General features: G+C 71.2%; 17 protein-coding genes. 8 read left to right on the top strand and 9 right to left on the bottom strand.

Translation table 11 applies throughout. The annotated features are described in order from the left end of the window. Positions 1–11: 11 nt before the first annotated feature. A complete protein-coding gene (locus OG963_RS12170) occupies positions 12–506 on the bottom strand; it encodes a PaaI family thioesterase (protein WP_093775655.1) in 495 nt (164 codons plus the stop codon). A 94-nt stretch (positions 507–600) separates the two neighbouring features. Between OG963_RS12170 and OG963_RS12165 the strand changes: the two genes are divergently transcribed. Then, positions 601–1,068, top strand: coding sequence for a helix-turn-helix domain-containing protein (locus OG963_RS12165; protein ID WP_093775657.1), 468 nt, complete (start codon positions 601–603; stop codon positions 1,066–1,068). A gap of 124 nt (positions 1,069–1,192) precedes the next feature. Here OG963_RS12165 and OG963_RS12160 read toward each other — a convergent pair whose 3' ends face one another. After that, entirely contained in the window at positions 1,193–1,582 is a 390-nt protein-coding gene (locus OG963_RS12160; protein WP_030917554.1) for a VOC family protein, read from the bottom strand. Between the two features lie 78 nt (positions 1,583–1,660). On the opposite strand from OG963_RS12160, the gene OG963_RS12155 reads away from it, so the two are divergent. Beyond that, on the top strand, positions 1,661–2,296 hold the full coding sequence (locus OG963_RS12155) for a nucleoside/nucleotide kinase family protein (RefSeq protein WP_093930121.1): 636 nt from the start codon (positions 1,661–1,663) through the stop codon (positions 2,294–2,296). 71 nt (positions 2,297–2,367) lie between these two features. Continuing rightward, on the top strand, positions 2,368–3,495 hold the full coding sequence (locus OG963_RS12150) for an aminopeptidase P family protein (protein WP_371798885.1): 1,128 nt from the start codon (positions 2,368–2,370) through the stop codon (positions 3,493–3,495). 1 nt (position 3,496) lies between these two features. Here OG963_RS12150 and OG963_RS12145 read toward each other — a convergent pair whose 3' ends face one another. Continuing rightward, complete coding sequence (locus OG963_RS12145; RefSeq protein ID WP_093775663.1) at positions 3,497–4,507, bottom strand: aldo/keto reductase; 1,011 nt, start codon at positions 4,505–4,507, stop codon at positions 3,497–3,499. A 90-nt stretch (positions 4,508–4,597) separates the two neighbouring features. Beyond that, on the bottom strand, positions 4,598–6,358 hold the full coding sequence (gene treZ, locus OG963_RS12140) for a malto-oligosyltrehalose trehalohydrolase (protein ID WP_093775665.1): 1,761 nt from the start codon (positions 6,356–6,358) through the stop codon (positions 4,598–4,600). A 158-nt stretch (positions 6,359–6,516) separates the two neighbouring features. On the opposite strand from treZ, the gene OG963_RS12135 reads away from it, so the two are divergent. After that, positions 6,517–7,887, top strand: coding sequence for a GH1 family beta-glucosidase (locus OG963_RS12135; protein WP_371798884.1), 1,371 nt, complete (start codon positions 6,517–6,519; stop codon positions 7,885–7,887). Here the strand turns inward: OG963_RS12135 and OG963_RS12130 are convergent. The 3 genes from OG963_RS12130 to OG963_RS12120 all read right to left on the bottom strand — a co-directional run bounded on the left by OG963_RS12130 (position 7,876) and on the right by OG963_RS12120 (position 11,476). Beyond that, entirely contained in the window at positions 7,876–9,102 is a 1,227-nt protein-coding gene (locus OG963_RS12130) for an MFS transporter (protein ID WP_319328453.1), read from the bottom strand. The two genes, OG963_RS12135 and OG963_RS12130, sit on opposite strands and share 12 nt — an antisense overlap. Positions 9,103–9,427: 325 nt before the next feature. Further along, positions 9,428–10,339, bottom strand: a complete 912-nt coding sequence (locus OG963_RS12125; protein WP_371798883.1) for a GNAT family N-acetyltransferase — start codon at positions 10,337–10,339, stop codon at positions 9,428–9,430. Between the two features lie 177 nt (positions 10,340–10,516). Next, a complete protein-coding gene (locus OG963_RS12120) occupies positions 10,517–11,476 on the bottom strand; it encodes a GNAT family N-acetyltransferase (RefSeq protein WP_093775673.1) in 960 nt (319 codons plus the stop codon). Between the two features lie 202 nt (positions 11,477–11,678). Here OG963_RS12120 and OG963_RS12115 point away from each other — a divergent pair, with 202 nt between their 5' ends. Both OG963_RS12115 and OG963_RS12110 read left to right on the top strand, forming a co-directional pair. Then, positions 11,679–12,272 (top strand): DUF1707 and FHA domain-containing protein, encoded by a 594-nt coding sequence (locus OG963_RS12115; RefSeq protein WP_093930124.1) that lies wholly within the window; start codon positions 11,679–11,681, stop codon positions 12,270–12,272. Between the two features lie 153 nt (positions 12,273–12,425). Further along, a complete protein-coding gene (locus tag OG963_RS12110; RefSeq protein WP_362269464.1) occupies positions 12,426–13,442 on the top strand; it encodes a cytochrome P450 in 1,017 nt (338 codons plus the stop codon). Here the strand turns inward: OG963_RS12110 and treY are convergent. Together treY and glgX are read right to left on the bottom strand one after the other, a co-directional pair. Then, complete coding sequence (treY, locus tag OG963_RS12105) at positions 13,402–15,801, bottom strand: malto-oligosyltrehalose synthase (RefSeq protein WP_093930126.1); 2,400 nt, start codon at positions 15,799–15,801, stop codon at positions 13,402–13,404. The genes OG963_RS12110 and treY overlap by 41 nt on opposite strands. A 321-nt stretch (positions 15,802–16,122) precedes the next feature. Beyond that, a complete protein-coding gene (gene glgX, locus OG963_RS12100; RefSeq protein WP_093930127.1) occupies positions 16,123–18,294 on the bottom strand; it encodes a glycogen debranching protein GlgX in 2,172 nt (723 codons plus the stop codon). Between the two features lie 358 nt (positions 18,295–18,652). On the opposite strand from glgX, the gene OG963_RS12095 reads away from it, so the two are divergent. Together OG963_RS12095 and OG963_RS12090 are read left to right on the top strand one after the other, a co-directional pair. Next, positions 18,653–19,885, top strand: coding sequence for an SAV2148 family HEPN domain-containing protein (locus OG963_RS12095; protein ID WP_037821892.1), 1,233 nt, complete (start codon positions 18,653–18,655; stop codon positions 19,883–19,885). An 81-nt stretch (positions 19,886–19,966) separates the two neighbouring features. Then, positions 19,967–20,695: a 3'-5' exonuclease gene (locus OG963_RS12090; protein WP_030917511.1), complete on the top strand. Its 729-nt coding sequence runs from the start codon at positions 19,967–19,969 to the stop codon at positions 20,693–20,695. The last annotated feature ends 56 nt before the right edge of the window (positions 20,696–20,751 follow it).

Raw genomic sequence — 20,751 nt, 5'->3', positions numbered from 1 at the left:
GCCTCAGGGGGTCAGGACGCCGGCAGCGGAAACAGCATGCAGGTACTGGTGGCGTGGGCGAGGAGGCGGTCCTTCTCGTCGAGGAGCCGGGCCTCGGCGAGAGCGGTGCGGCGGCCGCTGCTGACGACCGTGCCGACGGCGCGGATCCTGCCGGTGTCGACGGTGACGGGGCGCAGGAACTTCACGGTCAGGTCGAGCGAGGTGTACCCCATGCCCTGCGGCAGGGTGGACTGGACCGCGCAGCCGGCGGCCGAGTCCAGCAGTGTGGCGTAGACCCCGCCGTGCACGCTGCCGATGGGGTTGTAGTGCTCCTCGCCCGGGACCAGCGAGAACACCACCCGTCCGTGCTCGGCTTCGTCGAGAGTGAAGTCCAGGGTGGCGGCGATCGGCGGGCCGGGCAGCCGTCCGGTGGCGATCTCGCGCACGAACTCCAGACCCGTGGTCCGTCCGACGGTGGCCGCCGAGATCGCCGGATCTTCCCATTCGTATGTACGTGAGCGTCCCATGCGGCTGATCCTCCTCGTCTGACTTTGTTCGACGAAGTTAGCTGTGTACGCAGCTGACTGTCAATATCGAAGCCAGGAGGGCTACCATGACGGGATGAAGTGGCTGGAGATGAGCACGGAGAACTGCACGGTCCAGCGCACCCTCGACGTGGTCGGCGAGAAGTGGACGCTGCTGATCCTGCGTGACGCCTTCAACGGGGTGCGCCGCTTCGACGACTTCCGCCGGCATGTGGGGCTCTCGGAGGCGGTCCTGGCCGGCCGGCTCCGCAAGCTGGTCGCGGCCGGGGTCCTGGCGACGGTCCCGTACCAGGAGCAGGGCAGCCGGACCCGGCACGAATATCGACTGACCCGCAAGGGCCGGGATCTGTGGCCCGTTCTCGTGGCGCTCAGGCAGTGGGGCGAGGCCTACGTCGCCGATGCCGACGGGCCGGTCCTGGACATCCGGCACAGCGATTGCGGCGCCCCGGTGCAGGTCGTGGTCGAGTGTTCCGGTGAACATGCCGCGCTCACCCCGGCCGAGGTCACGGTCCTGCCCGGACCCGCGGCCAGGCCGCACGGCTGAGTGCCCGCGCGCGAGTTGATCCCTTCGCGACGGTCGGAGGCACCCGCATTCCGGGGCCCGGTCGCGCTACGGGTCTGATCCCGTCGCGCCGGAGTCCTCGGCAGCGGGAGCGTCTCGGGGCGGCTCACGCGGGCTGCAGCAGGTCCCAGCGATTGCCGTACAGGTCCTCGAAGACCGCGACCGAGCCGTACGGTTCGTGGCGCGGCTCCTCCAGGAAGTGCACTCCGGCCGCCTGCATCCGCGCATGGTCGGCCGCGAAGTCCTCGGTGTGCAGGAAGAAGCCGACCCGGCCGCCGGTCTGTGCGCCGACACGGCTTCCCTGGTCGTCGCCCTTCGCGCGGGCCAGCAGGAGCCCCGTTCCCTCTCCCGCGCCGCGCGGCCGGACGACGACCCAGCGGGAGCCGTCCCCGCGGTCGGTGTCCTCCAGGAGCTCGAAGCCGAGCGCGTCCGTGTAGAACGAGATGGCCTCGTCGTAGTCGCGGACGACCAGGGTGACCAGGGCGATGTGTGACATGGCGGTTCCTCGAGGGTACTGAGTTCGGTTATACGTAACACTACCCACGGTGCCGCTCGTGCAGGAACAATGCGCCGCATGCAGACGAGTGACGTCGGTGAACTGTCGGCCCGCGCACGCCGGCTCGCCGTCCCCGGCCGCCGCCGCATCCTCGGCATCGCGGGGCCGCCCGGCGCCGGGAAGTCCACGCTCGCCGAACGGCTGGTCGACGGGCTCGGCGGGCTGGCCGTCCTGGTCCCGATGGACGGCTTCCATCTCGCGCAGGCCGAACTGGACCGCCTCGGCCGCGCCGGCCGCAAGGGCGCCCCCGACACCTTCGACGCGGGCGGATACGCCGCCCTGCTCCGACGCCTGCGCACGCCCGGGGAGCAGGGACCGGTCTACGCCCCGGTTTTCGACCGAGCCCTGGAGGAGCCGATCGCCGGGGCCGTTCCCGTACCCCCGGACACCCCGCTCGTCGTGACCGAAGGCAACTACCTCCTCCATGACGACGGGCCGTGGGCTCCGGTGCGCCGGCTGCTCGACGAGGTCTGGTTCCTGGATCTCGACCCGGACGTCAGGGTCCGCCGACTCGTCGACCGCCATGTGCGGTTCGGCAAGTCCCGGCCGTACGCCGAGCGCTGGGTCGCCGAGTCGGACGAGACCAACGCCCGGCTCGTCGACCGTGGCCGGGACCGGGCCGACCTCGTCGTACGTCTGCGACCCGCCGTCTGAACCGCACTCGCGCCCGTCCCCGCCGCCGGGCAGGATGCTGTGTGCCGTATCGCTTCGCCAGGAGGTTCCGCATGTCCAGCCCGAACCAGCCCGTGCCGTTCATCGCCGACGACTACCGGGCGAGGATGGCGCGGGCCGCCGAGTCCGCCGCCGAAGCCGGGCTCGCAGGCGTCCTCGTCGCACCGGGCCCGGACCTCGTCCACCTCACCGGCTACCGGCCCGTGAACACCGAACGCCTCACGCTCCTCGTCCTCAGGGCGGGCGAGGACCCGGTGCTCGTCGTCCCCACCCTGGAGGCGCCGGACGCCGAGCAGGCCGTCGGTTCCCCGGCCCTGACCCTGCGCGACTGGACCGACGGCAAGGACCCGTACTCCGTGGCCGCCCCGCTGCTCGACGCGGACGGCCGGTTCGGGATCAGCGACAACGCCTGGGCGATGCATCTGCTCGGGCTGCAGCAGTTCCTCCCCGGCACCTCGTACGTCTCCCTCACCGAGGCGCTGCCGATGCTGCGGGCGGTCAAGGACGCGGCCGAGCTGGAACGCCTCGCCGCGGCCGGGGCCGCCGCCGACGCCACGTACGAGGAGATCCTGAAGGTCCGCTTCTCCGGCCGCAAGGAGACCGACGTCGCCGCCGATCTCGCCGCACTGCTGAAGCAGTTCGGGCAGTCGCAGGTCGACTTCACCGTCGTCGGCTCCGGCCCGAACGGCGCCAACCCCCACCACGAGGCGGGCGACCGCACCATCGAGCGCGGCGACATGGTGGTGCTCGACTTCGGCGGCCTCAAGCACGGCTACGGCTCCGACACCTCCCGCACGGTCCATGTCGGCGAACCCACCGCCGAGGAGCAGCGGGTGCACGACATCGTGCGGGAGGCGCAGGAGGCCGGCTGCCGCGCCGTCCGGCCAGGTATCGCCTGCCAGGAGATCGACCGGGCGGCGCGCGCCGTCATCACCGAATTCGGTTACGGCGAGCGCTTCATCCACCGCACCGGCCACGGCATCGGCGTCACCACCCATGAACCCCCGTACATGATCGAGGGCGAGGAGCAGCTGCTGGTGCCCGGGATGTGCTTCTCCGTGGAGCCCGGGATCTATCTGCCGGGCCGGTTCGGCGTGCGCATCGAGGACATCGTGACCGTCACCGACGAGGGCGGGCGGCGGCTGAACACCACCGCGCGCGAGCTGGCGGTCGTCGAGTAGTTCACGAACCGCCGCGGTTGCTGAGGCGCTCCAGGGTCGCGTACGGATACGGCAGCGGCCGCGCGCTCGCCCCGTCGAGCCGCGCCGCCTGCTCGGCCGTCAGTTCCCAGCCCACGGCGCCGAGATTGTCGGTCAGCTGTTCGACCGTACGGGCCCCGATGATGGGGGCGGTGATCCCCGGCCGTCCGAGCAGCCAGCGCAGCGCGACCTGGGCGGGTGTGCGGCCGGCCTCCTCGGCGACGGCGACGACGGCGTCCACGACGCCCCAGGTCTCCTCGTTGTCCCGGAGCCGCCAGTCGTCGCTCCCGTTCTCCTGCCGGACGGCCGCGCGGGAGCCGGCGGGCGCCTCGGTCATGCCGCGCCGGTACTTGCCGGAGAGCCAGCCGCCGTCCAGCGGGGACCACGGGATGATTCCGACGCCCTCCTGGACGCTCAGCGGGGCCAGCTCCCACTCCACCTCGCGGTGCAGCAGGTTGTAGAGCGGCTGGAGGCACACGTACGGCGTCCAGTCGCGCCGGCTCGCGAGGTCCAGGGACTTCTGGAGCTGGGAGGGGGCGAGATTGCTCGCGCCGAGATAGCGGACCTTGCCGGACTTCACCAGTGTGTCGAGCGTGGCGAGGGTCTCCTCGATCGGCGTCGTCGCGTCCCACAGATGGGTCTGGTACAGGTCGATGTACTCCGTGTTCAGGCGGCGCAGACTCGCCTCGACGGCGGAGAGGATGTGCTTGCGGCTCAGCCCCCCGTCGTTCGCGCCGTCGCCCATCTGACCCCACACCTTGGTCGCGATGACGAGATCGTCGCGATCGCGGCCCTTCAGCCAGCGGCCGAGCACCTCCTCCGAGCCGCCGCGGTCGTACATGTCCGCGGTGTCGATGAAGGTGCCGCCCGCCTCGGTGAACGTGTCGAGAACGCGGTGGGCGGCCGCTTCGTCGCCCGCCCTGGTGAACGTCATGGTGCCCAGGCACAGTTCGCTGACCTGGAGTCCGGTCCTGCCGAGAAATCGCTGCTTCATGGCACCGACCGTACGAGGTGAAGCGCACACGAAGGCAAGAGGCCTCGACGGCCCACGTGTCTCGTTCCGTGTCCCGTGGTGCGCGCGGTGTCAGTCGTCGGCGAGTACCACGCTCGACTCCGGCGGCAGGTGCAGCAGGCCGTCCGCGTCCGGCGCGGCCACCGGTTCCCAGGCGGCCAGCACCCTGCCCATGCCGGTCCGGTTCCGTCCACCGCCGAGCGGGATCGTGGCGGGCTTCTCGTCGAGGTTGACCGCGATCCGCAGGTCGCCCCTGCGGTACGCCAGCCAGCGTCCCTGCTCGTCGTGGGCGGTCTTCACCGCGGCCAGATCCGGATCCGACAGGTCGGGCACGGTGCGGCGCAGCGCGATCAGTTCGCGGTACCAGGCGTGGAGGCGGGCATGCGGTTCGCGTTCCGGTTCGGTCCAGTCCAGGCAGGAGCGGTCGCGGGTGGCCGGGTCCTGCGGGTCCGGGATGTCGTCCGCCGCCCAGCCGTGCGCCGCGAACTCCCGACGCCTGCCGTTGCGTACCGCCTCGGCGAGCGCCGCATCGGTGTGGTCGGTGAAGAACTGCCAGGGGGTGCGGGCACCCCACTCCTCTCCCATGAACAGCATCGGGGTGAACGGGCCGGTCAGAACCAGTGCCGCCGCGCAGGCCAGCAGACCGGGGGAGAGCGTGGCGGAGAGCCGGTCGCCGAGTGCCCGGTTGCCGATCTGGTCATGGGTCTGTGCGTAGCCGACGAATCGGGTGGCCGGTGTGCGGACGGTGTCGACGGGGCGGCCGTGCGTGCGGCCGCGGAAGGCGGAGTACGTGCCGTTGTGGAAGAAGGCGCTGGTCACGGTCTTGGCGACGGCGGCCATCGGGGCGGTTGCGAAGTCGGCGTAGTAACCCTGGGACTCGCCGGTCAGGGCCGTGTGCAGGGCGTGGTGGAAGTCGTCGTTCCATTGGGCGTGCAGTCCGATCCCGCCCTCCGCGCGCGGCGTCGTGGTGCGCGGGTCGCAGAGATCGGACTCGGCGATCAGGGCCAGTGGACGGCCGAGTTCCGCGGCGAGTGCGTCGACCGCCGTGGACAGCTCCTCCAGGAAGGTGAGGGCCCGGGTGTCGGCGAGGGCGTGGACGGCGTCGAGCCGCAGCCCGTCGAGCCGGTAGTCGCGCAGCCAGCCGAGCGCGCTGCCGAGCAGATACCCGCGGACCTCGTCCGAGCCGGCGGCGTCGAGGTTGACCGCGGCGCCCCACGGTGTGTGGTGGGTCTCGGTGAAGTACGGGCCGAACGCCGGGAGGTAGTTGCCGGACGGGCCCAGGTGGTTGTGGACCACGTCGAGGAGCACCGCGAGGCCGAGCCCGTGCGCCGTGTCGACAAAGCGCTTCAGCCCGTCCGGGCCGCCGTACGGTTCGTGCACGGCCCACAGCGACACCCCTTCGTACCCCCACCCGTGAGTGCCGGGGAACGGGCAGACGGGCATCAGAGACACATGCGTGATGCCCAGCTCGGCGAGGTGCGGCAGGCGCGCCGCGGCAGCGTCGAAGGTGCCCTCCTCGGTGTACGTACCGATGTGCAGCTCGTACAGGACGGCGCCCGGCAGCCCGCGTCCCGTCCACCCGGCGCGCCAGGGATACGCCTCCTGGTCGACGACGGCGCTCTCGCCGTCCGGGCCGTCGGGCTGGCGGCGCGAACGCGGGTCGGGCAGCACGGGGCCGTCGTCGAGGACGAAGCCGTACCGGTCGCCGTCCGTGGCCTCCGCATCGGCCGTCCACCAGCCCGTTCGTACCTCGTCACGCGTCATCGGCAGCAGTGCGCCCGCCAGTCGCAGGCCGACCGAGTCCGCCTCAGGTGCCCATACCTCGAACAGCATGCATCGCTCCTCGTCTCGTCGCCTCGGCCCCATGGTCGGCAGAAGTCGCGATCACCGGCCCACGACACTGGATCGAGCCCATTACCGGCGATTAAGGTCTGGTTCTGATCATTGCCCTGCCAGGTTCTGGCTCATACGTACGGCTGCTGGAGGCCGAGATGACTGTGCCGACGTTCCCGCCGGGATTCCTCTGGGGAGCCTCCGCCTCCGCCTTCCAGACCGAAGGAGCGGCCGACGCCGACGGCAAGGGCCCGTCCGGATGGGACGCCTTCGCCGCCCAGCCGGGACGGATCAAGGACGGCACCGACACCAGCCGCGGCACCGGTTTCCACGAGCGCTACCGCGAGGACGTCGCCCTGCTGGCCGGCCTCGGGGCCGACGCCTTCCGGTTCTCCGTCAGCTGGCCGCGCGTGGTGCCGGGCGGCAGCGGCGCCGTCAACCCGGCAGGGCTCGACTTCTACGACCGGCTCGTCGACGAACTCTGTGCCCACGGCATCACCCCGGCCCCCACCCTCTACCACTGGGACACCCCGCTGCCGCTCGACGAGGCGGGCGGCTGGCTCAACCGGGACACCGCCTACCGCTTCGCCGAGTACGCGGGCATCGTCGCCGAGCGGCTCGCCGACCGCGTACCCATGTGGATCACCATCAACGAACCCGCCGAAGTGACCATGCTCGGCTATGCGTTGGGTGAGCACGCCCCGGGCCGGACCCTCCTCTTCGACGCGCTGCCCGCCGCCCACCACCAGCTCCTCGCCCACGGTCTGGGCGTCCGTGCGCTGCGGGCGGCCGGCGCCGCCCAGATCGGCGTCGCCGTTTCGCACGCCCCCGTCTGGACCGCGGGGGAGTCGGAGGAGGACCGGTTCGGTGCCGAGCTGTACGACACGCTCACCAACTGGATGTTCGCCGACCCGATCCTCACCGGCCGCTACCCCGACGAGAACTTCGCCGCGCTGATGCCCGGACCGGTCGAGGACGACCTCAGGACGATCTCCACCCCGCTCGACTGGTACGGGGTCAACTACTACAACCCCACCCTCGTCGGCGCCCCCAGGGCGGACGCCCTCGAAACGTTCTCCGGTTTCGGGATGCCCGCCGAACTCCCCTTCGGCATCCGCGAGATCGAGGGATACGAGAAGACCGACTTCGGCTGGCCCGTCGTCCCCGACGGACTGCGTGAAACCCTCGTCCAGCTGCAGGCCCGCTACGGCGACCGGCTCCCTCCCCTCTACATCACCGAGAACGGCTGCGCCGTCGACGAGGCCGTCACCGACACCCGCCGGATCGCCTTCCTCGAAGGCCACCTGGGCGCGCTGCGCACCGCGATCGACGCGGGCGTCGACGTCCGCGGCTACTTCACCTGGTCGCTGACCGACAACGTCGAGTGGATCGAGGGCGCCAGCAAGCGATTCGGCCTCGTCCACATCGACTACGAGACGCTGCGCCGGACCCCCAAGGAGTCGTACGCCTGGTACCGCGACGTCATCCGCAGCCAGAAGGCCGCACGGGCCGCGGAGTCAGCGGACTGACCTGATCCGCCACACCAGCACTCCGCCCACCACAGTCACCACGGTGGACGCCAGGTACAGCCCCGCGTAGCCACCCGCGTACGCCACGATCGGCGCGGCCAGCGCCGGACCGAGCACCTGGGGCGCGGAGTTGGCGACATTGATCACCCCCAGGTCCTTCGCCCGGTCCTCGGCCGTCGGCAGGACCTGGGTGATCAGCGCCTGGTCGACCGCCACGTAGATCCCGTAGCCGAGCCCGAGCAGCACCGCCGCGCCCATCGCCGCCGGCCAGGTGTGCCAGAACGTCAGCAGCAGCGAACCCACCGCCATCACCATCGAACAGACGCTGACCATCATCTTCCGCTTGCCCAGCCGGTCCGAGACGATGCCGCCCGCCACCGCGGTCACCACCACACCGCCGGTGTAGAGCAGCGTCAGATACAGCACACCCATGTCCGGGTCCGGGTAGTGCACCGCATCCTTGAGGAAATACAGCAGATACAGCGTGCCGATCGCATTGCCCAGCTGGACGAGGAACCGGGTCAGCCACGCCCAGCCGAAGTCCGGATGCAGCCGCGGACTCACCCAGAAGTCCTTCAGCCGCACCGCCGACGCCGGAATCCCGGGCACCGCCGGATCACGTGTCAGCAGCACGAACGGCACCGCACACAGCACCACCAGACCCGCCAGCATCAGATACCCCGAGGCGATCCCGGTCACCACCACCGACACCAGCAGCACGCCGAGGACCAGCCCCAGCGTCTGCGGTATCCCGATGAATCCGGACACCGCCGCCCGCTGTCGCACCGGCACCTGGTCCGGAACCACCGCATTCGTGCCCGCCAGCATCGCGTTCAGCCCCAGCTGCGCGAGACACCAGCCCAGCGCCACCCCGACCACGGTCGTCTGCGCCGCCGTCACCACCAGACCGACCGCACCCACCAGCGCGCCGCCCACGATCCATGGATGACGTCGCCCGAATCTCCCGACCGTCCGGTCCGACAGCGCACCGGCGACCGGGTTGGCGACCACCGCGACCAACGCCCCGACACCGGTCGCCCAGCCGAGCGCCACCTCCTTGCCGGACGTCGTCAGATCGTCGATCTGCTCGGCCAGCAGGACCTGGATCGGGGTGAGGAAAGCCATGTACAGGCCCAGGTTGGCCAGCACCAGACCACCGATCCAGCCGCCGCCGACGCGGGACTGCGGTTCCGTTCGGGTGTCGTCCACGGTCATCGGCCGCTCGCCATCAGCTCGGTGGTGCGCGTAGCCATCACGGTCGGAGGTGCCCCGGAGGTGCCCGGATCCTACGAACGACCCCCTGAGCGATCAATACTTCGTGCCATGGTCGCTTCGTGGTGGTCCCGGGACCGGCCGGGGATCTTCGTTCACCGGGCACCCGCGTACGTACCGGCCGCACCGCGCCGACACCGGCGGGGACCGGAACGGCGGCCGTGGGCGGCAACCTGCAAGCTCGACGTGGGGCCGCGCGGCGAGGATGCGACCATCCCCGTCGCGCAGCAGCTCCGCCTCGACCGGCCGGCGGAACTCACCTCGAACCTCACACCAGATGGATGCGTTCCTGTACGACCCGGTGGCCGGCCCGGGCGAACGCGGCCGCCATCGGCGCATTGCCCCGGTCGGTGGCGCCCGCGATGAACTCGGCGCCCTCGGCCGCCAGGAAGTGCGTGCACTCGACGAGCAGGTCGTACCCGTAGCCGTGGCCACGCTGTTCGGGCACGACGCCGATGAAGCCGATGCACGGACCGCCCGGGTTACGGGCCGGCACCTGGATGCCGGCCACCTCGCCGCCGGGGGTGCACGCCAGCTGCCACCAGGAGCGCGGGGAGGGGCACCAGTGGAAGAAGTCGAGCTCCTCCTGCGCCGCCTGCTCCAGTCCGCCGGGGCCCTCGATGGCCCGCCGGGCGTGCGCGTCCAGCGTGACGGAGTGGACCCGGCGCAACACATCGAGGATCACCGCGTCGTCCGGCTCCGGGCGGAACACGAGCCGGCCGGGCCGCTCGGGCAGCCCGCACTCCGGCGTCCACTCGTACCGGTATCGCTCCACCAGCGGCTCCATACCGGCCGCGCGGGCGGCGGCGATCCTGGACTCGGCGGCGGCCGTGACATCGGGCCGCTCCCGCCAGTCGGCGGGCAGCATCAGCTCGTACTCGGCGTGCAGCGTTGCGCGGCGCAGCAGTTCGCTGCCCGCCTCGTCCTCGCCGTCGGCGAAGTCGAACCAGTTGAGCAGCACCGGCTCGGTGTCATCGGGCCCCGACCACCAGGCGGCCCTGGCCACGACGACACCGTCGCGCAGAGCGACCCAGGTCCACTCGGGGCGGTACTCGCCGCCCTCGCGCACCGTGGCATAGCTGTGGCCGAAGGGGGCGCGGCCGACGAGACCGGGGTCCTGCAGGGTGCGGAAAAGATGTGCGTCGCTCTCGGTGAGCGCGCGAACGACCAGATCGGTCATGGAAGAAGTCCTCCGGAAGAAGCGATGCGCTCCCGGTCAGACCGAAACCGAAACCGCCCGGCGAACGGGACGGGAGCGCGGGAATGAAGTGGTACTGGTACGCACTGTTCTCGCCTCCTTCCTCGATCCTCGGGCGGGTGACCACCGTAACCGGCCCCACGCTCACGGTCCACCGATTTATGCCGGGTCCCAGACCATGTTGAACGCGCGCTCGAAGTTGACGTACCCCAGGCGCTCGAACGACTTCGCCATCGGCACGTTGCCGAGGTCCGTCGCGGCCCGGATCCGCTCCACGCCGTCCTGCGCGGCGAGCACCCGCGTGCCCTCGGCGAGCAACTCGTCGATGTGGCCGCGACCGCGCTGTGCCGGCAGCACACCGATGTACGCGATGATCGGGTTGTAGCTGTTGCGGGCCGGGATCACGAACCCGACCGGCTCACCGCCGGGGAGTTCGGCGATCCGCCACCACTCCCGCGGGGTGGTGTACTCCGCGAGCTCCTCGTCGTAGTGCTTCTCCGCCGCCTTGCGCGCGGACAGGCCCGACGCGAGGTCCTCCTGGCCGTGCGCGTCGAGGGTGCCTTCCATCACCGGAGTCATCAGCGCGAGCAGATCCTCGCGCCCGGCCACGGGACGGAAGCGCAGCCGGCCGGTGTCGGCCGGGACCGGTGTACCCGCCCGCCACTCCAGGCGCAGCCGCTCGACCAGCATGCGCGCACCGGTGCGCTCCATCACCCGGATCCGGGCCTCGACGACGTCGCGGGCCACCGGGTCCTCACGCCAGTCCGGCGGTACGAAACGTCCGTACTCCGGCCGCGGGACCCCGGCGGGAACGACGGCCGCCGTCGCCGCCTCCAGCAGCCGCACACCTGTCTCGGTGCGCTCGGGCTCCGGCAGCGTGTCGTCGACGTCGAAGAAGTCGAGCGCCAGCGGTACGTCCCCGCCCTGGCTCCACCAGCCGGCCCGCGCCACCACCCGGTCGCCGCGCAGCGCCACCCACAGCCACTCCGGGCGGCGGCGCCCGGCGGCGAGGTCGTCGGCCAGTTCGTGGTCGAGGACGTACAACAGGCGGCGGAAGAGCCCGAGTTCGTCGGGCCCGGCGAGCGGACGGACAGTCAGCTCCAGTGGTTCAGGGGTCACCAAGTCTCCACATCTCATCGAGGCGTGCCGGTCGACCGGTACTCACCGCACGGCATGCGGCGGCAGACAGTAGCAACGTTCCCCGGACGCCGCCCCCGACTTTCGGCACGAGCGTTCTGCGCAACCGTGCCGCGCAGGTCAGGCGGGCGGAAAGCAGGCTTGTTCTGGACACTCCGGGGCGGTCGGCCCGACAATCGCTCCTGTGACGTCCTCCTTCGAGTTCCACACGTATCCCGCGCGGGTCTCCGACGCCCAGCGCGACCGTGTTCTCGGTGTGCTCAGGGAAGGCGCGGCCCAGGGCAAGCTGTCCCACGACACGTTCATGCGGCGCATGGAACTGGCCTTGTCCGCCCACCGCCCGGAGGAGCTGGCGGCACTCACCGCCGACCTGCGGACCGACGGCCGCTGGACACGCGGGCTGTTCCAGGTGGTGGGCGCGATCTCCGGGTTCCCCGCCCGGGTACGCAGGGCCTGGCAGGCCGAGCGACTGCCGAAGCTGCTGCTGCCGGCGCCCACCCCCTACCCCGTGCTCATCGGCCGCGACCCGGCGAACGGACTGCGGCTCACCCACGAGACCGTCTCGCGGATGCACGCCGAACTCACGGTGCAGGGCGGCCGCTGGATCCTGCGCGATCTCGGTTCGACCAACGGCACGTGCGTGAACGGGCAGCGGGTGACCGGGGCGGTGTCGGTGCGCGACGGGGATCAGGTGAGCTTCGGCAGGATCACCTTCCGGCTCTCCGCGCCCGTACTCAAGCCGCCCGAGTCCCCCGGGATTCCCGGGCGTCCGGTCTGACGCCGACGGGGCAACCCCGGATCGCACGGTCGGTAGCCGCTCCCCACCCCCTCCCTCACCCGAATGGCCGCACCGCCAGCGCAGTGACTGCGCCGCGATGGTCCCCTGGATTCATCCGCGCCGTACCGCGGCGCACCGATCCAGGGGGTACGGATGCCGGCTGATGAGCCCGACGGCATACCCGTGCCCACGTCTGTCCCCGCGTTCCTGCCCGCAGTCGGTCCCGGCCGCCGCGCCGCCCGGCCCGGCACCGGCCCGAGCCTTCTCGCCCCCGGCGCCGCGCACGACCCGTACCGGCTCTACCGCGTGCTGCGCGAGGAGTACCCGCTCAGCTACGACGCACTCCTCGGTGCCTGGCTGCTCAGCCGGTACGCCGATGTGACCACCGCCCTCACCGACCCGCGGTTCGCCGGCTTCCCGCACGACGGGGCGCCCCGCGGCGGGCCCGCGCCGCGCGGGCTCTGCCACGGCAGCTTGCTCTGCCAGCCCCGGCCGCAGGACATCGCGCGTGCGGCAGCGACCGCGCCCCGTCACCTCACCGAGCGCGTCGAAAGGACCGCCTACGTCCTCGCCCGCCGTATCGCCGGGCGTCAACAGGCGGACCTCGTCAAGGAGTTCTGCCACTGGCTGCCCGTCGGCGCCGGAGCGTACCCGGAGCTGTACCCGCTGCCCCGCAACGCCCCCTGCACCCGGCAGACCGGCCTCCGGGAAACAGCGCTCGCCTCCTTCCTCGCCAATGTGCTGGACGACCCGGACCTCCTGGCCGCCCTGCGCGTCGAACCCGCCCTCGCCCACCGCGCCTGGACCGAATCGCTGCGCCGTGACCCTCCCGTGCAGTTCGTGCTGCGCCGCACCGTCGCCGAGGTCCGGGTCAGCGGCGGCACGCTCCCCGCCGGTGCGCCCGTCGCGTGTCTGATCGGCGCGGCGGGCCGCGATCCGGAGCGCTACGCCTCACCGGACCTGTTCGACCCCTTCCGCCGTGACCAGGGCACGTCCACGGCCGGACCGGAGTCCTGCCCGGCCGTCCTGCTCGGCCGGCTGGAGGCCGAGCAGGGAGTGGGCGCGCTGCTCGACGCCATGCCCCGGCTCCGCTGGGCGGACGGGTTCCGACCGGCCGGCACCGGTCTGATCACCCGTGGTCCGCGGACCCTCCTCGTCCGACCCGGCTGAGCAGCGCCACCGGCCGCTCGGCGAACAGCTCGGCGACCGCGACCGTGCCTCCGGAGAACTCCCGGCCCGACGTCAGCAGATCGGTCCACGTTCCGTCGTCCGGCAGCGTCAGCTCCGTGCCGCGCCAGCCGCCGGCCCCGGCCAGCCGCAGCGACAGCCTGGTCACCGCCGTGACCACCTCGCCCGAGCGGCAGAAGGCCAGACAGTGCGCGGCCGCCGGACCCTTCGCGGTCAGCGGGGTGTACGTTCCCGATTCGCCGAAAAGCTCCGGCCGCTCGCGCCGCAACCGGAGTGCCGCCGCGGTGAGAGCGGCCTTCTCGCCGACGGGCCCGTCCTCGGGTGGGCGCCGGAACGGCTGCCGGTTGTCCGGGTCGACGAGAGCGGCGTACTCCTGCTCCGTCCCCTGGTACAGGTCCGGCACCCCCGGCATCGTCAGCTGCACCAGCGCCGCGCCGACGATGTTGGCCTGCGCGAACGGTTCGAGCGCGGCCGCGAACCGCTCCAGTACCTCCCGCGCCGGGCCGGTGCCTGCGGCCGGTCCCGCCGCGACGAAATCCGTCACCGCTCGCTCGTACACCGGATCGGGCTCGGTCCAGCTGGTGAAAAGACCCGCCTCCCGAACCGCCTTCAGCAGTGCGGATTCGAACCGCCGCGCTCTCTCCGCGGCCGGCACCCCCGCACAGCCGAACGCCGTCTGCCAGGCCTGCCAGGCCAGCTGGGGATCGGGTGCGGTCGCCGTCGGCGCCGCCCGCCCCAGCTCCACCAGCAGTTCCGACCACCGATCCGGGCACTCCGACAGCACCGCGATCCGGGCCCGCACATCCGCACTGCGCTTGGTGTCATGGGTCGTCAGCGCCGTGCCGGTGGCGGGCCAGTCGCGTGCCAGCCGGGCACAGAACGCATGGAACTCCTCCGGAGCCACCGCCGGGGCCCCGGGGTCACCGCCCACCTCGGCCGCCGAGATCAGCGGCGTGTACCGGTAGAACGCCGTGTCCTCGACCGACTTGGCCCGCAGGGCGGACGCGGTCTGCGCGAACCGCGCGCAGAACGCCGCCCGGTCCGGCCCGTCACCGAGCCGCCCGAGCGCCAGATCCCGCACCACATCGACGGCTGCCGCCTCCTGCGGCACGGAGAACACCGCGCCGGCCTCCCGTACGGTCGTGTCCGGGAGCGTCGCCTCCGCCTCCGCCGTGCAGGGCCCGCCGGCCGTGACGTACGGACGGTAGACCGGAACCCGGACGAGCAGTTCGCGCACGGCGGTGTGCAGCGCCCAGGGGGCGTGGTCCCGCAGCGAGGGGTCCTCGGCGCAGATGCGTACGGCGAGTCTGGTCAGGTGTTCGGTCTCGGCGGCCAGCTCATGCGTCACCACCCGGTACGCAGCCCGGCGGACCGTCGCCGCCCAGTAGCCGCCGCGGTCTCCTGCCGGACTCGCGAACTTCCGGTACCCGCCGGCCAGCTCGGCGGCGCCCACCGGGTCGATGAACAGCCCGTCGACCCGGTGCAGGGCGTCGTACCCGGTCGTACCGGCGACGGCCCAGCCCGCCGGTAGCGGCTCGGTGCCGGTGAGGATCTTCTCCACGACCGTCCACCGGCCGCCGGTCGCCTCGTCGAGCCGTTCCAGATAGGAGACGGGATCGGCGAGTCCGTCCGGATGGTCGATGCGCAGCCCGTCGACCACACCGTCCCGGACCAGTTCGAGGATCTTGTCATGGGTGGCGGCGAATACCTCTGGATCCTCGACCCGCACCCCGATGAGGTCGGAGATGGTGAAGAACCGCCGGTAGTTCAGCTCGGTACGGGCAAGTCGCCACCAGCCGAGCCGGTAGTGCTGCGCATCCAGCAGCTTCGTCAGCGGCAGACCGGCGGTGCCGGCCCGCAGCGGGAACTCCTGTTCGCCGTAGTGCAGCACCTCCCCGTCGACCCGGAACCGGTCCCTCTCGTCGCCGATCCGGCCGCCGAGCACCGGCAGCAGCACCTTGCCGTCGCCCGCAGCCCAGTCGATGTCGAACCAACGGGCGTACGGGGACCCGGGGCCCTCGCGCAGGACCTCCCACAGCGCGCGGTTGTGCCGGGGGACAGCGGCCATATGGTTCGGCACGATGTCCACCACCAGCCCGAGTCCGTGCTCCCGCGCCGTGCGTGCCAGCTGCCGCAGCCCCTCCTCACCGCCGAGCTCGGCCCGGACACGGCTGTGGTCGACGACGTCATAGCCGTGTGTGGAGCCGGGCACGGCTTCGAGGACCGGGGACAGATGCAGATGGGATACGCCGAGCGCGGCGAGATACGGCACCGCGCGCCCGGCGGCCGAGAACGGGAAGTCGGGCTGGAGCTGAAGCCGGTACGTGGCGGTGGGCGTCATACGAACGTACGTACCCAGCCTGACGCCGACTGTGACACCGCGGCCGCCCTATCCATCCGGACGAGCGGTCACCACGGAGCAGCGCGGGTGCTTCCGTCGCCGCGCTCATCCCCGGGGTCCCTCTTGCGGATCATGCCTCATCCTGAAGAGAGAGACCCTGAGGGCCGTCCCGTAATCCCTGGTGGGCGCGCGATGACAGCTACGACACCTCACTGCGTTGTCGGAACGCCCGAATGCGACCGGTATGAGGACGCCCTTCCGCCTTGCGATGCACCGCATCTGACGCCGCGCGCTGATCCACCAGGGAATACGGGACAGTCCTCAGGCCGGCCGCTGCAGCACCGCCATGCTCCGTCCCACCAACGTCACCCGCTCACCCGCCGCCACCTTCGGACCCGCTCCGGGCCGTACCCCGTCCGGGCTGGCCGTGTCGACCACGATCGACCACTGCCGCCCATGGTTGACCGGAACGGCGAACTCCAGCGTGTCGGCGCTCGCGTTGAACATCAGCAGGAACGAGTCGTCGGAGATCCGCTCACCGCGCGGCCCCGGCTCCGAGATCGCGTGCCCGTTCAGAAAGACCGTCAGCGCCTTGGCGTGCGCGGCCTGCCAGTCCCGCTGGGTCATCTCACCGCCCTCGGGCGTGAACCAGGCGATGTCGGAGAGTTCGTCGTGCGTGCCCTCCACCGGCCGTCCGTGGAAGAACCGGCGACGCCGGAAGACCGGGTGGTCGCGACGGAGCCAGACCATCGCCCGGGTGAACTCCAGCAGAGTGCTGGCGGGGACGGAGCCCGCCGCGCCGTCGTCATCGGCCTCGGTCCCGTCCTGGGCGCCGGCCTTGCGCGGCTCCGGCCAGTGCACCCACGACAGCTCGTTGTCCTGGCAGTACGCGTTGTTGTTGCCGCGCTGCGTGCGGGCGAACTCGTCGCCGTGACTCAGCATCGGCACTCCCTGCGACACCATCAGCGTGGCGATGAAGTTCCGCATCTGCCGCTCGCGCAGCTCCAGCACCTCCGGCTGGTCCGTCCCGCCCTCCACGCCGCAGTTCCACGACCGGTTGTGGCTCTCGCCGTCCCGGTTGGCCTCGCCGTTCGCGTCGTTGTGCTTGTCGTTGTACGAGACCAGGTCGTGCAGTGTGAACCCGTCGTGGCAGGTGGTGAAGTTGATCGAGGCGAGCGGCCGTCGGCCGTCGTCCTGGTAGAGGTCCGAGGAGCCGGTCAGCCGCCCCGCGAACTCGGCGAGGGTCCGCGGCTCGCCGCGCCACAGGTCACGCACGGTGTCCCGGTACTTGCCGTTCCACTCGGTCCACAGCGGCGGGAAGTTCCCCACCTGGTAGCCGCCCTCACCCACGTCCCACGGCTCGGCGATCAGCTTCACCTGGCTGACCACCGGGTCCTGCTGCACCAGGTCGAAGAACGACGACAGCCGGTCCACCTCGTGGAACTGCCGGGCCAGCGTGGCCGCCAGATCGAAGCGGAAACCGTCCACGTGCATCTCGGTCACCCAGTACCGCAGCGAGTCCATGATCAGCTGGAGCACGTGCGGCGACCGCATCAGCAGCGAGTTGCCGGTGCCCGTGGTGTCCATGTAGTACCGCTGGTCGTCCGCGAGCCGGTAGTACGAGGCGTTGTCCAGTCCCCGGAAGGACAGCGTCGGCCCCAGATGGTTGCCCTCCGCGGTGTGGTTGTAGACGACGTCGAGGATGACCTCGATGCCCGCCTGATGCAGCGCCCGTACCGCCTGCTTGAACTCGCTCACCTGTTCACCGCGGTCGCCGCGGGAGGCGTACGCGTTGTGCGGGGCGAAGAAGCCGATGGTGTTGTAGCCCCAGTAGTTGGCGAGCCCGGCGTCCGCCAGCCGGTGGTCCTGGACGAACTGGTGCACCGGCATCAGCTCGATCGCCGTGACACCGAGCTCCGTCAGATGGGCGATGACCTCCGGGTGGGCCAGCGCCGCGTAGGTGCCGCGCAACTCCTTCGGCAGTCCCGGATGGAGCATGGTCAGGCCCTTCACATGGGCCTCGTAGATCACCGTGCGGTGGTAGTCCGTACGGGGCCGCCGGTCGTCGCCCCAGTCGAAGTACGGGTTGACCACCACCGACGTCATGGTGTGCGGCGCGGAGTCGAGGTCGTTGCGCGCGTCGGGGCGGCCGAAGGGATACCCGTACACCGCCTCGCCCCACCGGATCTGTCCGGAGACCGCCCGCGCGTACGGATCGAGCAGCAGCTTGGCCGAGTTGCAGCGGGTTCCGCGCTGCGGCTCGTACGGTCCGTGCACCCGGAACCCGTACCGCTGCCCGGGCATCACCCCGGGCAGATAGGCATGGCGGACGAAGGCATCGGTCTCTCTCAGCTCCACCGCCGTCTCCGAACCGTCGTCGTGCAGCAGGCACAACTCGATTCTGTTGGCGGCCTCCGAGAAGACCGCGAAGTTGGTGCCGACGCCGTCGTACGTGGCACCGAGGGGATACGCCTGTCCCGGCCAGACCTGCATAGATATGACTCTTCCACTTCTGATCCGGGTGCTGTGGGCACTTGGGACCGACCCGGCCAGATCTTCCCCGAAAGAGTGCCCCGTACCTAGGACGTCGCCCGGTGCTGTCAACATCGGTCCCCTCCGTGTCGCCCGGAACCGGAATCCGAGGACCTGACCGGGGCGCACGTCCGGTATGCGGCACCTGACGGGGTACCCAATCACCGTGAATCCGCTCACTACGGCAGATCTTGCCGCCGGGAACAGGCTTTACTCATGGGGGAGTTGAGAAAGGAGCCTGTGCATCCGGCTGCACCGGCTCCCGCTCCCGGAGTACCCTTCCTTGATCATTGGTGGGGGAGCGGAAGGCGGTGCACGGGTGAGCTCGGGAGGGTTCGAGCTGCCCCCAGGTGACGCAGGTCACGAGGGGGAATCCGTCGACGCCCCGCCAGGGGCGGTATCGCTTGCGCAGCCCATGGAGATCGGCGCCGAACTGGACTGGGGCGCCGATGCCTGGAGCGAGGTCCGGACCCGGGCCCAGCGCGCCGGGCGGGCCTACATCTGGCTGAATCTCGTGGAACAACGGCTGCGCGCCGTCGTCGCCGCGGTGCTGCGGCCCATCTACGAACCGGTGCACGGCGACGACTGGGTGGTCGCCGCCGCGGGGCCCGCCGGGCAGGAATGGGTGCAGCGCGCCGTCGCCGTGCGCGAGGTCTCCCGCCGCAAGGGGTACCTGCTCGACCCGGCCGACGACAATGTGCTCAGTTTCCTCACGCTCCCACAGCTTCGGGAGCTGATGATTCAGCACTGGCCCTGCTTCGAGCCGTACTTCGACGACCGCCGCGATGTCGAGCTGGCGCTCGACGAGCTGGAGGTCGCCCGCAATGTGGTCTCCCGCAACCGGGCTCTGAACGAGGCGGTCCTCGCCCAGGCCGAGCGTGCCTCGGCGCGGCTCCTGGAGATCCTCGGCAGCGGCGCCGCGGTCCCGTCCGCCGACCGGCTGCCGGTCGACGCCGTCGAGGAACTGGTCGGCGACCGCTACGCCGATGTGGTCTCCGTGCACCCCGACCGGGTCCGGCTGCAGCGCCAGCTCCCCGCCGAGGACCTCTTCGGCGGCTCGCGCCGACTCGACGCGATCGGCATAGGCCTCAATCTGCTGGTGCAGAACTTCTCCGGCCGCAGGCTCGTCCGACTGGCCGAATCGGGCTGCCGGATCCGGCTGCTCTTCATCAACCCGGCGAGCAGTGCGGTCAAGCGTCGCGAGCGCGAACTGGGCCTCAAGAAGGGCGAGCTGAGCCGGTCCGTGGAGATGAACATCCTCCATATGCGCCGGGTCCGCTCCAAGCTCCGTGATCCGGGTGCCTTCGAGATCCATGTCTTCGACGAGACACCGCGCTTCACGGCCTATCTGGTGGACGGCGACGGAGCGGACGCGGTGGGCGTCGTCCAGCCGTATCTGCGGCGCGCACGCGGCATGGAGGCGCCGGTGCTGGTGCTGCGGGGCGGCGGCCGGGCGGTGGTCCGTGCGGGACAGGACAACGAGCACGGGCTGTTCGAGACATACCGCGAGGAGTTCGAGTCCGTGTGGACGGACTCCCGCCCGGTCTCCTGAGCCGACCGCCTGCGACCGTTGTCAGTGGTGCATGGCAGGGTGGTCGTCACCTGGGGGAGAGCACCACGAAGGAGGTACGGGATGAGCTGGCACCGGGAGCCGCTGGTCGGCTTCGACCTGGAGACGACGGGCACGGAGCCGCTGGAGGCCCGGATCGTGACGGCTGCGGTCGTCGGCCTGGCCGGCAGGGACGGGGAGCCGGTGCGGCAGCGCACCTGGCTGGCGGATCCGGGGATCCGCATCCCGGCACAGGCCTCGGCGATCCACGGCATCAGCAGCGAGCGAGCGGCGGCGGACGGGCGGCCGGCGCGCGAGGTGGCGGACGAGATCGCCGAGACGCTCGTGGGTTACTGGCGGCAGGGAGTGCCGATCGTCGCGTACAACGCGGCCTTCGATCTGACGCTGCTGACGGCGGAGTTGCGCCGGCACGGGCTGCCGTCACTCAGCGACCGGCTCGACGGCGGCGGGATCGGTCCGGTCGTCGACCCGTACACGATCGACCGGGCGGTCGACCGCTACCGCAAGGGCAAGCGGACGCTGGAGGCGGTCTGCGTCGAGTACGGGGTGGTGCACGGCGGCGCCCATGACGCGGGCGCGGACGCGCTGGCCGCGGTGCGCGTGGCGTACGCGATAGCCGAACGGCACGGCTCGGTGGCCGCGCTGACGGCGGCCGAACTGCACGAGCGCCAGATCACCTGGTACGCGGACTGGGCGTCCGGCTTTCAGTCGTTCCTGCGCCGCAAGGGCACTCCGGACGCAGTGATCGACCCCCACTGGCCCGTACGGGAACCAGCGCAGATCACCACCTGAAACCCATCCGCGAGCCCGGTCCTGCCCGCGGATCCGAGTCAGGGGTCTCCCATCTC

Origin of the sequence: Streptomyces sp. NBC_01707 (genome assembly GCF_041438805.1) — a bacterium.
Lineage (GTDB): Bacteria > Actinomycetota > Actinomycetes > Streptomycetales > Streptomycetaceae > Streptomyces.
The sequence above is the reverse complement of the archived record's forward strand: the minus strand, read 5'-3'. Positions and strand labels throughout refer to the sequence as shown.

What these genes read in the sequence shown, in the direction of transcription:
- OG963_RS12170 (WP_093775655.1), bottom strand. Translation starts at nt 506, where the DNA reads ATGGGACGCTCACGTACATACGAATGGGAAGATCCGGCGATCTCGGCG.
- treY (WP_093930126.1), bottom strand. Translation starts at nt 15,801, where the DNA reads ATGACGCCCACCGCCACGTACCGGCTTCAGCTCCAGCCCGACTTCCCG.
- OG963_RS12145 (WP_093775663.1), bottom strand. Translation starts at nt 4,507, where the DNA reads ATGAAGCAGCGATTTCTCGGCAGGACCGGACTCCAGGTCAGCGAACTG.
- OG963_RS12125 (WP_371798883.1), bottom strand. Translation starts at nt 10,339, where the DNA reads ATGACCGATCTGGTCGTTCGCGCGCTCACCGAGAGCGACGCACATCTT.
- OG963_RS12165 (WP_093775657.1), top strand. Translation starts at nt 601, where the DNA reads ATGAAGTGGCTGGAGATGAGCACGGAGAACTGCACGGTCCAGCGCACC.
- OG963_RS12150 (WP_371798885.1), top strand. Translation starts at nt 2,368, where the DNA reads ATGTCCAGCCCGAACCAGCCCGTGCCGTTCATCGCCGACGACTACCGG.
- glgX (WP_093930127.1), bottom strand. Translation starts at nt 18,294, where the DNA reads ATGCAGGTCTGGCCGGGACAGGCGTATCCCCTCGGTGCCACGTACGAC.
- treZ (WP_093775665.1), bottom strand. Translation starts at nt 6,358, where the DNA reads ATGCTGTTCGAGGTATGGGCACCTGAGGCGGACTCGGTCGGCCTGCGA.
- OG963_RS12130 (WP_319328453.1), bottom strand. Translation starts at nt 9,102, where the DNA reads ATGACCGTGGACGACACCCGAACGGAACCGCAGTCCCGCGTCGGCGGC.
- OG963_RS12160 (WP_030917554.1), bottom strand. Translation starts at nt 1,582, where the DNA reads ATGTCACACATCGCCCTGGTCACCCTGGTCGTCCGCGACTACGACGAG.
- OG963_RS12135 (WP_371798884.1), top strand. Translation starts at nt 6,517, where the DNA reads ATGACTGTGCCGACGTTCCCGCCGGGATTCCTCTGGGGAGCCTCCGCC.
- OG963_RS12110 (WP_362269464.1), top strand. Translation starts at nt 12,426, where the DNA reads ATGCCGGCTGATGAGCCCGACGGCATACCCGTGCCCACGTCTGTCCCC.
- OG963_RS12155 (WP_093930121.1), top strand. Translation starts at nt 1,661, where the DNA reads ATGCAGACGAGTGACGTCGGTGAACTGTCGGCCCGCGCACGCCGGCTC.
- OG963_RS12090 (WP_030917511.1), top strand. Translation starts at nt 19,967, where the DNA reads ATGAGCTGGCACCGGGAGCCGCTGGTCGGCTTCGACCTGGAGACGACG.